Annotated in this window: 8 protein-coding genes; 6 read left to right on the top strand and 2 right to left on the bottom strand. The window is 68.2% G+C overall.

The genetic code is table 11. The features are described from left to right. Position 1 precedes the first annotated feature (1 nt). Genes DM816_RS18020 through DM816_RS17995 form a run of 6 tightly spaced genes read left to right on the top strand, consistent with a single transcriptional unit; the run spans position 2 to position 6265 of the window. A complete protein-coding gene (locus tag DM816_RS18020) occupies positions 2-334 on the top strand; it encodes a PadR family transcriptional regulator (RefSeq protein WP_170318835.1) in 333 nt (110 codons plus the stop codon). After that, positions 331-2169 (top strand): hypothetical protein, encoded by a 1839-nt coding sequence (locus tag DM816_RS18015; RefSeq protein WP_117211408.1) that lies wholly within the window; start codon positions 331-333, stop codon positions 2167-2169. The genes DM816_RS18020 and DM816_RS18015 overlap by 4 nt, the downstream gene beginning before the upstream one ends. Before the next feature lie 9 nt (positions 2170-2178). Next, a complete protein-coding gene (locus DM816_RS18010) occupies positions 2179-3429 on the top strand; it encodes an ABC transporter substrate-binding protein (protein ID WP_117211407.1) in 1251 nt (416 codons plus the stop codon). Between the two features lie 53 nt (positions 3430-3482). Beyond that, positions 3483-4298: an ABC transporter permease subunit gene (locus DM816_RS18005; RefSeq protein WP_162907588.1), complete on the top strand. Its 816-nt coding sequence runs from the start codon at positions 3483-3485 to the stop codon at positions 4296-4298. Next, complete coding sequence (locus DM816_RS18000; RefSeq protein WP_117211405.1) at positions 4295-5110, top strand: carbohydrate ABC transporter permease; 816 nt, start codon at positions 4295-4297, stop codon at positions 5108-5110. The genes DM816_RS18005 and DM816_RS18000 overlap by 4 nt, the downstream gene beginning before the upstream one ends. A gap of 3 nt (positions 5111-5113) precedes the next feature. After that, positions 5114-6265, top strand: a complete 1152-nt coding sequence (locus DM816_RS17995) for an ABC transporter ATP-binding protein (protein ID WP_117211404.1) — start codon at positions 5114-5116, stop codon at positions 6263-6265. Positions 6266-6277: 12 nt separating this feature from the next. Here the strand turns inward: DM816_RS17995 and DM816_RS17990 are convergent, their stop codons facing one another. Together DM816_RS17990 and DM816_RS17985 are read right to left on the bottom strand one after the other, a co-directional pair. After that, positions 6278-6538, bottom strand: coding sequence for a hypothetical protein (locus DM816_RS17990; RefSeq protein WP_117211403.1), 261 nt, complete (start codon positions 6536-6538; stop codon positions 6278-6280). 9 nt (positions 6539-6547) lie between these two features. After that, positions 6548-12592, bottom strand: coding sequence for an RHS repeat-associated core domain-containing protein (locus DM816_RS17985; RefSeq protein ID WP_162907581.1), 6045 nt, complete (start codon positions 12590-12592; stop codon positions 6548-6550). Positions 12593-12636 lie beyond the last annotated feature (44 nt).

Below are 12636 nucleotides of genomic sequence, written 5' to 3'. Positions count from 1 at the left end.
CATGGTTCAAAATGTGCGCATCACGACGGCCGTGGTGAAGGTGCTCGCGGCCCTCGTGGACGATCCCGCACGGGAACGCTACGGGCTGGATCTGATCCGCGACACCGGGCTGCCCAGCGGCACCCTCTACCCCATCCTCACCCGGTTGGAGCGCGCCGGCTGGGTGCACGCCGAGTGGGAAGACCTCGACCCGGTCGCCGAGGGCCGCCCCGCCCGGCGCTACTACCGGCTCACCCCCGACGGCGTGCAGGCCGCCCGCACGGAGCTGGCCGCGCTCTACCAACGACTGTCCAAAGCCGACGGACTCGGCGCGCGGAAGCCGCGTACCGCATGAAAAGCATCATCGAAACGCTGATGCGGATGGCGGCGCAGCGCTGGCCGGCCTCCCTGCGGGAACAACGGGCTCGGGAATGGGCTGCCGAGCTGCACCACCTGGGTCACTGGGGGCGACTGCGGTTCGCGTGGAGCCTTGCGATGTCCCCACCGGTCAATGACGACGGCGTGCCTTTGGGGTGGCGCGAGACGCTGCCGGGGCTCGGGCGCGCGTTGCAGCCGCCGCTCGCGCTGTTCGCCGGCGGGCTGATGTGCTTGCTGCTGGCCCAGTGGATACCGAGGTTCGGCTACGGCATGATGCAACACACGGACGCACATCGGGTGCCCTTGCTCGCCAACGCCGTTTCCCTTGTCAGCCTTGCCATCGTGACGGTCTTCGCGTTCTTCGCCGGGCGGTGGGCGGGTCGGTGGCTGCCGATGCGATGGGCCGCGCTGGCGCCGGTGGTCGTGGTGGGCGCCCCACTGCTGGTGGAGTTGCTTGAGGTGGAACCCTTCGGCGGGCATCCGGCGTTCGTGCCGGTGTATGTGTCATATGAGGTTCCGGGTCTCTTGCTCTGGGCCGTGTGCTTCACCGTTGTCGCGGCTTTGGCGGTGACGGTGCGGCGCGGGAGGCTCGCCGGGCTCGTCGGCACGCTCGTCGTGCTGGACCTCGCCGCGATCGTCACGGCCTGGGACGCGGCGCGCAAGGCTGGGATAGGTGTGGCGTCCGCGCCGCTGTGGTTCCCATTCGCGCTGCTGGACCTGGACAACAACGGCATGCGCCTCGGCGAGATGGTCCCCAGCAGCGCGGCCATGGTGGTGCGGCCGTGCCTGGCCGCTTCGGTCTTCGTGCTCGGGTATGCGTTCGCGGCCAAGGTTGCCGTGCGGCGGCCCGTGGAGGTGAGAGTCCCACTCGGCCAAGCGGCGCCGCGGCCCGCTCTGCGCGGGTGGGTCATCGCGGGAGCCGGGCTGGCGCTGTGGGTCTACGCGCTGACTGTGTTGACCGGCGCGCTCAACGACTTCACCGACGAGATGGGCGAGCATCACCTCTGGGCGCACGAGATCCGGCAGGCGGCGATTCTCGTCATGGTCACCGGGCTGGCGCTGGCCATCGCCGGGCGCGGGGCCATCGTCCTGCCGGGAGTGCTGGCGCTCGGGACGCTGTGGGCCATCGACTCGGTGTTCGACGCGCGCGACGCCGCAAACGCGAACGCCGCTCTGCTCGCGGCGGGCCTCGGGGCGATCGTCCTATATGGAGCGTGGCAGCTGGCACGGCTGTTCCGGACCGATGAGATCGCGGTGCGGCGGTCGCTGGCCGGGTTCGCGGTCTTGGGCGCCTCGTGCGCTCCGGCGGTCGCGTACCACTGGCCGACGTGGAACACGCGCCTTCCGGACGGGTTCTTCGTGGCGTCGGCGGTCGTGGTCGGGCTGCTCGTGCTGGCCGCGCTGGTGTGCGCGTCCGCCGTGCGCGGCAGGCCGATGTGGATCGCGGCCGTGGTGGTCGCCGCCGTCGCCGGGGCCGGAAGCGTGACACCGTTTTTCGCGGCGGCGGGCGTGCCGCTGGCCGTGATCGCCGTGTGGTTCATGGTCCCCCGCCGGTCGGTCGGCAGGCGGGTGCTCGTCATGGTGGCCGCGCTGGTCGCCGCGATCCCGGTGGGGCTGACCCAGATGTACTCGTCGTTCCCCTTCGCCGACGCGCTCATGGCCGCGGCCGGTTACTCGTTCCCGGTCGACGGGGTGCCGTTCCTGCCCGGCGCGATCCTGGTCGGCACCGTGGCTGCGATCATTATCGCCTCCCGCGTCGTCCCGCGTGAGCCTTTTGCGAACACTGTGTTAGAGGTGGCTCACATGGGGTAATAGAGATGTATGCGAACGGGTGCGCTGGCCGCTGCGATGGGTCTGGTCTTGGGCATCTCCGCGGCGTGCGGCACGGGCGGCGGGGATGGCGGCGAAACAACGATAAACGTCTATTACGCACCGGAGAACAACTTCCCGAAGGTGGTCGAGGACTGCAACCGGCAGGCCGGCAACCGCTACCGCATCCAATACAACGTTTTGCCGCGAGGCGCCGACGACCAGCGGGTGCAGCTGGCCCGGCGCCTCGCGGCCCGTGACCGCGCCATCGATGTGCTGGCACTCGACGTCACGTGGACGCCGGAGTTCGCCAGCGCCGGGTGGATTCGGGAATGGACGGGCCAGCACCGAGCCGAGGCGGAAAACGGGACTCTGGCCGGGCCGCTGGAGACGGCCGCGTACCAGTCAAAGCTCTATGCGGCGCCGAAGAACACCAACGTCCAGCTGCTCTGGTACCGCACCGACCTGGTCAGCCGGCCACCGTCCACTTGGGACGAGATGATCGCCGCCGCGCAGGACCTGAAATCGCGCGGGCAGCCCTACCAGATCCTGACGATGGGCGCGCAATACGAGGGCCTGGTCGTCCTCTACAACACGCTCGTCGAGTCCGCCGGCGGCAAGATCCTCAACGATGACGGCACGCAGGCCGTGATGGACGCGGGCGCCGTGCAGGCGCTGGCCGTGCTGCAGCGGTTCGCCACGGCCGGGGTCACCAGCCCGTCGTTCACCAACCAGCTCGAAGACGACGTGCGCCTGGCCTATCAGGGCGGCGGCGGGGCGTTCCAGCTGAACTGGCCGTTCGTGTATGCCGCGATGCAGTCGGGTGCGCCGGACATCGCCGCGAAGACGGCGTGGGCCCGCTATCCCTCGATCCAGCCCGGGACACCGAGCCGCGTGACGGTGGGCGGATATCACCTCGCGGTCAGCGCGTATTCGCGCCACCCCGACGAGGCGTTCGAGGCGGCGCTGTGCCTGCGCTCGCCGGAGCACCAGAAGTTCTCGGCCATCAACGACGGCGTGCCGCCGACCATCGAGGCGGTCTACGACGACCCGGAGATGGAGCAGGCCTATCCCATGCGCGACGAGATCCGGGCCGAGCTGAAGGACGCGGGGGCCCGGCCATCGACCCCGGCCTATCAGAACGTGTCCACGGTGCTGTCGGCCACGCTGTCGCCCCCGTCGGGCATCCGGCCCGAGGAGACGGCGCGGGAGCTGCGGGGCTCGCTGCAGGACGCGCTGGAGTCGAAGGGTGTGTTGCCGTGAAACAGGAAGAGTGGCGCCTGGCGTGGCTGTTGTGCGCGCCCGCCGTCATCGTGATGGTGGCCGTGACGGCCTGGCCCATCGTGTATTCGGTGTGGCTGTCGCTGCAGCGCGCGGATCTGAAGTTCCCACAGCAGCAGGAGTTCGTCGGGCTGGAGAACTACGCGACGGTGCTGTCCAACGACTATTGGTGGACCGCGTTCGGCATCACGCTGTTCATCACGGTCGTGTCCGTGGCCATCGAGCTCGTGCTGGGCATGGCGCTGGCGTTGGTGATGCACCGGACGCTGGTCGCGCGCGGGCTGGTGCGCACGGCAACGCTGATCCCATATGGCATCGTCACCGTGGTGGCGGCGTTCTCGTGGCGGTTCGCCTGGACGCCCAAGACCGGCTATCTGGCGGAGGCGTTCGCACAGGGCGCGCCGCTGACCGAGCGGGCAAGCGCACTGGCCGTCATCATCTTGGCGGAGGTGTGGAAGACGACCCCGTTCATGGCGCTGCTGTTGATGGCGGGGCTGGCCCTGGTACCGGATGATTTGCTGAAGGCGGCCGCGATGGACGGCGCCGGATGGTGGCAACGCTTCACCAAGGTGATGCTGCCCGCCATGAAGCCCGCGATCCTGGTGGCCCTGCTGTTTCGCACGCTCGACGCGTTCCGGATTTTCGACAACATCTTCGTGCTGACAGCGGGCGCGAATGAGACCTCGTCGGTGTCGATGCTGACCTACAACAATCTCATCAAGGGCCTGAATCTCGGCATCGGATCCACGATGTCGGTGCTGATTTTCCTTGCGGTGGCCGCGATCGCGTTCCTGTTCGTGAAGATTTTCGGTGCGGCGGCACCGGGAAGTGACGATGGGGGCAGGCGATGAAGACTCTGCGCTGGGGGCTGATCGACCTGCTGGTCGTCGTCTATGCGCTCGTGCCCGTGCTGTGGATCGTCTCGCTGTCGCTCAAGACACCGGCCACGCTGACGGACGGCAAGTTCATCCCGCAGGAGTGGACCCTGGAGCACTATCGCGCCATCTTCTCCACCGACATGTTCCTGCGGGCGCTGGTGAACTCCATCGGCATCGCGCTCATCGCAACCGCGATCGCCGTCGTGCTCGGGATGCTTGCCGCATATGCGATCGCGCGGCTGAGCTTCCCCGGCAAGCGTGTCCTCGTCGGACTGTCATTGCTGATCGCGATGTTCCCGCAGATCTCGCTGATCTCGCCGCTGTTCGACATCGAGCGGCAGCTCGGCCTGTTCGACACGTGGGCCGGGCTCATCATTCCGTATGTGACTTTCGCGCTGCCACTGGCCATCTACACGCTGTCGGCGTTCTTCCGGCAGATCCCGTGGGAGCTGGAGAAGGCGGCCCAGATGGATGGGGCCACACAGGCGCAGGCGTTTCGGCGGGTGATCGTGCCGCTGGCCGCGCCGGGAGTGTTCACGACCGCGATCCTGGTGTTCATCTTCGCCTGGAACGACTTCCTGTTCGCCATCTCGCTGACGTCGACCGAGCGGTCGCGTACGGTGCCGGCGACACTGTCATTCTTCACGGGCGCGTCGCAATTCGAGGACCCGACCGGGGCGATCTCCGCGGCGGCCGTCGTCATCACCATCCCGGTCGTGTTGTTCGTGCTGTTCTTCCAGCGCCGGATCGTTGCCGGGCTGACATCGGGTGCCGTCAAGGGGTGAGCAATGGCTGAAATCGTCCTCGACAAAGTCACAAAATCCTTTCCGGACGGTACGGTGGCGGTGCGCGAATTCGATCTGACGATCGCCGATGGCGAGTTCCTGATCCTCGTGGGGCCGAGCGGCTGCGGCAAGTCGACCACGCTCAACATGATCGCCGGGCTGGAGGAGATCACCACCGGCGAGCTGCGCATCGACGGCCGGCGGGTCAACGAGAAGGCGCCCAAGGACCGCGATATGGCGATGGTGTTCCAGTCGTATGCGTTGTACCCCAACATGAGCGTGCGGGAGAACATCGCGTTCCCGCTGCGGCTGCGCAAGGTCGCGCCGGATGTGGTCTCGTCCAAAGTGGATGAGATGGCGCGGCTGCTGGAGCTGTCGCAGGTGCTGGATCGCAAGCCGGCCAACCTGTCCGGCGGGCAGCGGCAGCGCGTGGCGATGGGGCGCGCGATCGTGCGCGACCCCAAGGCGTTCCTCATGGACGAGCCGTTGTCCAATCTGGACGCCAAGCTGCGGGTGCAGATGCGCACGCTGGTGTCGCGGCTGCAGCGGCGGTTGGGGACGACCACGGTTTACGTCACGCACGACCAGACCGAGGCCATGACGCTCGGCGACCGGCTGGTCGTGATGCGCGGTGGCGTCGTGCAACAGATCGGCCCGCCACAGGAGCTGTACGACTCTCCGGCCAACCTGTTCGTCGCCGGGTTCATCGGGTCGCCGCCGATGAATTTCTTGTACGCGACGCCCGGCGCGGACGGGCTGGAAAGCCCGCTGGGCACGCTGCCGCTGCGGTTCAGCCAGCCGGTCATCCTCGGAGCGCGGCCGGAACACTTCGCCGACGCCGCGATGATCGATGAGGAGACGCGGCGGCGCGGGATCGAGTTCGATGCCACGCCCGATGTGGTGGAATCCATGGGGTCGGACAAATACGCATACTTCGTGGTGCAGGGCCCACGGGCAACCAGCGCCGAGCTGGAGGAGCTCGCGGCCGACTCCGGCGCGGCAGACCTGCCCACCGACGGGACTCAGCTGGTCGCCCGGTTGCCCGCGGCGTCGGACGCGCGGGAGAACCAGCCGATCCGGTTGTGGTTCGATGTCGCACGGGCACACGCCTTCGACCCGCAGACGGGCCAGGTGGCCACCGCCGATGGGCGGTAGCCACCCGGCTGCTCACGGATAGGGCAGCGGGCGCGGTGTCGCGCCCCGATCCCGCCAGCGCGCGTCCGGACCGTAGTAGATGTCGCGCGCCCAATAGTCCGGCGTCTCGTGGAAGATCAGATCGTCCTCGTCGTGGAACTCCTGATCGGCCCACTCCCGGTTCATCCGGCCGATCGCCTCGTCCCGGCTGATCCGAAACAGCCGCACCATCTCGTCGACGATCTCCTCAAGGAAGCCTTTGACCTCGGGGATCGCCCTGACCTCGATTTCCACGATTCCAGCCTAATTGTCTCGCGGCGGCGTGGGCTTGGTCCGCGGCCCGATGATGCGGACGAACCCGGCGTTGAACAGCCGGACGCCGGCCCTGGTGTGGATGGACAGCTGCGAGCCACCGGCCTCCAACGGCCGGATGCCCCGCAGCGCCTTCCCGACATCGAACAGCAGCGGCCCGGCGACCCAGTCGTAGTGGTGCCTCGTGCCGCCCCTGCGGTGATGCAGGACGAACCTTCCCCATGCCATACCGGCCGAGGGGAAGTACTTGTACGACAGCTTCAGCAGGTCGTCGAGCCTCACGCGGAAGTGGACGATCGCGCCGGGCTTGCCCTTGTTCTTACGCTTGGCCCAGTCCTGCGCCTGATCGAGATCCGTGGTCACGTAGAACCCCTGACCGAAGTCGGTCTTCACCCCGCCGGCCGACAGGTCGATGCCGTACTTCTTGATGTTCCGCGCGGCCTCGGGCGTCGTGGCGTGGTAGAAGTCGAGGTACTCGGGAATCTTGCCGGTCCACGGCTTGCCGGTCAGCGCCTTGAGGATGGCCCGTAGGGCGGCGTCGGTGCAGTTGGCCTTCCCCTTGCACTTGTCGCCCGGCGGCTTGGGCTTCTTCGGGTCTGCCTTGGCCGTCTCGCATTTGGCCTTGGCGTTGCACTCCGCCTTGAGCCCGCTCGGGTCCATCCTGCTGATCGGGTTGTTGTTCGCGTACGCGTACGGGTTGAGCCATTCCGGCATCCGCATGTCCAGCAGCGGGTCGGCGCTGATGAACTTCGCTATGGCCGGGTCGTAATAGCGCGCCCCGAGGTAGTCCAGCCCGGTGCGCCCGTCTTCCACCTTGCCGAGGAAGCCGCGTTCGGTGCTGGTGATGTCGTCGCGACCGCCGCGATGCGCGCCGAAGGGCAGATAGCGTTGCCGTTGCACGGCCGCGGACGAGTCTTCGACGGAGAGCTGTTCGCTGCGCTGTGAGTCGCCCAGCAGCCAGCTGAGCCCGCCGGTGCTGCTGCGCACCGCGACCACGGCACCGTCGCCTGCCGTGTAGTACCGCCGCGCGCTGACCACCGTGCCGGTCAGCTCCAGCTCCAGCTGTCCGATGTAGACGTTGGTGCGCCCCGGGTCGCGGCGCACCAGCCGGTCGCCGTCGGCCTCGTAGACGTACTCCGTGGCCTGCCCGGCGGCGGTGGCCCGGCTCAGCCGGCCCAGCGCGTCCCACTCGAATCCGGTGGTCTGGCCCGCCACCACACGGGAGGTCATGTGCCCGGCCGCGTCATAGCCGAAGCTGTCCTCGCGGTCCGGCCACTTGATCTTCGTGACGGCGTTGGACTGCGCCGCGCCGACCGCCGGATAGACGTATTCGCCGATCCGGCCCGAGGTGTCCTGCCAGGTCATGTTTCCCGTGGCGTCGTAGCCGTAGGAGCGCCAATAGGGGTCGGGCCCGTTGCTGTCCGGGTTGCTGAACGGGCCGCCGGAGCAGTCCGGTTTGGTGGTGGTCCAGCCGAAGGTGAGCCGGTGGCGCAGGTCGTAGCTGAAGCATTCCGACTGCGGGGTGGCCAGCGCCTTGTCCACGACACGGGTGACGTTGTCGGCGTGGTCGTAGTGGAAGTCGTCGTCCTGCTTCTTGACCGTGCCCACCCACGTGCCGACGTTGGTCAGGCGGTTGGTCGCCGCGTCCCAGGCCATCGTGCGCTTGACCTGCGCACTGCCGCCGTACCGGCGTTCGGTGGGGCGTCCGGTCGGCGAGTACGAGGTACCCGCCACATAGGTGAACCCACCACCGAGGTCGGAGGTCAGCGTGTTGACGAAACCGAGGTCGGTGTAGGTCGTGGTGACCTTCTCCGCCGCGAGCCCGGCCGCCGGGACGGCGGGCATGCCGGTCTGGATCGGGTTGCCCGCCCGGTCGTAGGCGGCCGTGAACTCGTAGCCGCCCGCGAGCGCGCCCTCGGCGGCGGGAAGCGTGACGATGGTGCGCGTGGGCCGGTATTCCGTGTCGTAGGCCAACACCTCTTCGGTGTAGGCGTTGCCGCCGGAATAGCTGACCGACGCGGCCGGCTGTCCCTTCAGGACGATGTCGAAGCGCCACTCCGCCAGCTTGGTCCCGGTGCCGGGGTCACCGGCCCAGGTGGCGACGCGGCGGTTGAGGCCGTCGTAGACGTGCGAGATGCGCTGCCCGCGGCCGTCCACCGTGGACAGCAGGTTCCCCGCTGCGTCATAGGTGTTCGTGGTGGTGCCGCTGTCCGGGTCGGTCGCGGTCAGCTTGCGGCCCGCCCAGTCGTAGGTGTAGGTGCGGACGTTGCCGCGGGCGTCGGTGATCCTGGTGAGGTTGCCGTCGCGGTCCCACTCAAGCCGCGTCTCGAACGGCGCGTAGGGATCCACCCGCTCGACCACCCGCACAACGTTGTCGTGCATGTCCGTCCAGTACTCGGTGCTGCCGCCGGCCGGCGGGGTCACCGTGCGCCCCTCCGCGCCCTGATACTGCACGGTCTTGCGCCGCACCTCGGTGGCATAGGTCTGTTGTGCGGTCACGGTTTCGCGCTCGGCCCCGTCGTAGCCGAACCTGCTCCACGACGGCAGGGTGGCGGTGGCCGCGTTGAGCAATCCGCTTCCGGCAGCCGCCGTGTTGTGCACCGGCTCGCCGGACGCGACCTTCAACCCGCGACCGTCGTACATGGTCGGCGTGACGACACGCCCTCCGGCGGGCGACGCCTTCTGGACCTCACGGTCGCGGCCCAGCCCGTCGCTGTAGGTGTGCGTGGTTTCCCATTTCGCCGTGGTACCGCTGCCGGAGCGCAGCTTCGCGAGCACGCTCTTGGGCGCGGCCGTTGGCTGGCCGATCACCCCGTCGTAGGGGATGGTGTAGGCGGCGGTGGCCGATGGGGTGCCCGCCGACCGGGGTTCGCCCGGCTCCCACAGGGCGACCGTGCGGCCAAGCTGGTCATAGTCGATCTCCGTGGTCCGGTTGTTGTCCACATCGGACTGCTTGACCGGCTGGCCGTGCAGCAGGCTGGTCCAGGTGGTGGTGCGATGACCGAGCGGGTTGGTGACGGTCACCCCGTTGTAGGGCCAGCCCACCGCCGGTTGGTAGGCGGTGGTCGTGACTCGGTTCAGCTCGTCGGTGGTGGAAGTCTTGCGGCCGTAGGCGTCGTAGGTGTAATGGACCGTGCTCGACGCGGTGGGCGAAGTCCAGGTCGTGTCCTGCAGCAGGTTTGCGTCGCTGTCGTAGGACTTCACCGTCTTGCCGGTCATCGGGCCTGCAACGCAATCGTCGCCGGCGCGTTCCTCGACCGTGGCCGGATAGGCGTGCATGACGTAGGTGGTCGTGGTGCACGTGTTGTCGTGGGCGACGCCGTCCTGGCCGTAGTCGTTGACCACCGTCGGCAGGCCGTGGGCGTTGTGCTGCGTCCGTTTGTCGCTGTACCGGAAACCACCGGCGGCCAGGGCCTCACGCGAACGGGTGCGCGCCTGGTTCACGACCGCCGGATCGTGCACACCCGGCCCGTCTCCGGTGAGCACCACCTGGTACTCGTGGCGTTGGGATTCGATCTCGGTGTATTGGCGCAGTGCGGGGTTGGCGTTGTAGGACGTCATCCGCCACGTCCGCTGCTCCAGCTCCTTCCCGCCGAGCAGGCGCCGGTCCTGGATCACGTTGCCGTCGAAGTCGGTGACGGTCGTCTGTTTGAGCGTGCCGTTGGCATACGGGTCGTCGTACATCCCACGCAGGAAGGTGTCGGTGGTGACGGTGTATGCCGACGGGTCGGTCCCGCCACCCTTGAGCGTGCGCACCGTGGCGTAGCCGCGCGACTCGTTCCACGACGCGGTTTCGAAGGTCTTGGTGCCTCCGGGGGCCGGCACGGTCATCTTCGTGCCGAGGTAGTCGATCGGAAGCGCCCATGCGGGCTGCCCTTGATATTCGTAGGCGGTCACGGAGTCCGGCGAGCCGCCAACGGCGTCCTTCTCGACCACCTTGGTCACCTGGTACTTGTGATAGATGCCGTAGAAGACCTCCGGGCCGCCCGCGAACGGGAACCAGAAGTCGTAGGTGCGGAAGCAGTCCTGCGCCACCCGGTCCCACTGCATGCCGGAATGCCAGGTGTCGTAGGCGCTGGAATCGGTGCCCCCGTCCGGGCACGGGTTGGCACGGCCGTAGCTGACCTCGATCCGCCCGCCGAATCCATTGTGGACGGCCGAGATGCGCGGGAGGATCGCCTTGGGCGTGCTGAACCACCAATCCGGTCCCCAGTTGACCCGGCCATTGAGCTCCACGGCGTCGAAGTCGACCGGCGGCAGGCGCAACTCACCCGCGCCCGCCAGGCCCACGGGGCGGATGTAGTCCAGCCACAGCGCCGGTGTGCAGCATTCACCGTTGCCGTTCTCCGGGGATTGGAGGTATCTGAACCTCAGCTGCAGTTTGGTGGCGTCCTCCCACACGCCGGTCACCGGATCGCGGGAGTATGTGACGATCGAGTCGAGGCGGCGCACGATGAAAAACGACGGGCCTGAGCCCGGACACTGATAGCTGTCGCAGTGCAGCAGCTCGTCCGGCACGTCCCAGGTGCTCAGCGTGCAGCTCAGGTTTCCCGTGCCGGTGTCGATCGGGTACGGATTGGACAGTGGGTCGTCGCGCGTGGTCGTGCTGGAGCAGCGCGACACCATGTTGAATACCATCCTGGCCGTGGGCTGGCTGCCCGCGACGTCCAGATTGGAGCCCCATTCGATGCGGTCCAGGTAACCGCCGCGGTCGTAGTCGATCGTCGTGTATCGGTAGGTCGGCGGGTCCGCGCAGCACACCTCGTCGGCGTGCCAGGCGTAACGCCACGCCTCACGCTTCCAGTGGTAGGTGGTGAGGTTTTCGTCGACGTCGACGAGCTGGTCGAGGTTCCACCGCCACGGCCCCTGGCACATGCCCGGATACTGCGAGCCACCACTGTTGTATTGGTTGTTGCACGGCTCTCCCGGGTCGTCGCCGGCGAACGGCACCTGCCACATCGAGTCGCGGCGGTAGCCAAACCGGTAGACGTCGCCCTCCAGCGTGGTGATCTGCCAATAGGGCTGGCCGCTCGCTCCGCCGGTCAGATACTGGACGGTCCACCCGTAGTCCTCCTGGGTCTTCCATCCGCCGGAGGCCCGGTCTTTGACGATCCGCGTGGACCGGCCCTTGAGCGACAGCTGGAGCTCGGAATTGGTGGGATCGTTGGTGTCGGCCTGCCCGTCGTTCTGGTCGGGCGACTCCCAGCACAGGTGGCCCCAGTCCTTCTGGCTCGCCTTCTTGCCGGTGCCGGTGGCGTCATCGGCGCACGGCTTGTAGCGGCGCTCGATGAAACCGGGGTTGAGCGACCAGCCCAGCCCGGTCCAGCCCGCCTGCGCGTTGGTGGACGCGGTCATGCCGTCCACAGCCGACGATGAGTACTCGAATTTCAGGTCCGGGCCGCTGCCTGCCAGGCTGGGCGGCTGCGGCACCGGGTAGCTGTATTCGAAGCTGCCCGACGCCAGGCCGGTCTGCCACTTGCCCGACGGGGCGAGGTCGGTGGCGCCGAAGTTGCCGGCGAACGAGCCGCCCGACGTGGTGGCCAGCATCAGCACCGGCGCCGGTTCCCCCGCCGGCACCGCGTCTGTTTCCAGATCCATGCGGTACCCGGTGAGGTCATTGCGTGCCGCGACGGGCTCTCGGGTGAGCGGGCAGCCGCCGGGTGCACCGTCGACCACGCATGCCGGCAGCCGGAAGACCCTGAGCCGTGCGGCGAAACCGGCGTTGTAAGCCGTGGCGAAGCCCGAGTAGTCCAGCGTGAGCCGCAGCCTGCCGGTGTTCTTGTCGCCATCGGCCCGCTGCACGCGCACGCCGAGGCCGACTCCGCCGAGCTTCGAAACCCGCTGCGGGTCAAGCGTTTCGACGCGTGCCTTGGCGACGTTGCCGAGACGCTGCATCGCCACCGCACCCGTGCTCGCTTTGCTGTCCGATGTGGGCAGTTCGACCGTGGTGGTTCCCGGGGCGGGCCAGCGCGGCGCGGCGCGGCCGGCTGGTTGCGCACGGTCTTCGGCGCCGGGCTGCCGTGCGACGGCCGGCACCGGTACCGCTGGGACGGAAGGCTCCGCGGCCGCCGCGGTTTGCG

It is taken from the genome of Allorhizocola rhizosphaerae (genome assembly GCF_003426775.1).
Classification (GTDB): domain Bacteria; phylum Actinomycetota; class Actinomycetes; order Mycobacteriales; family Micromonosporaceae; genus Allorhizocola; species Allorhizocola rhizosphaerae.
The sequence above is the reverse complement of the archived record's forward strand: the minus strand, read 5'-3'. Positions and strand labels throughout refer to the sequence as shown.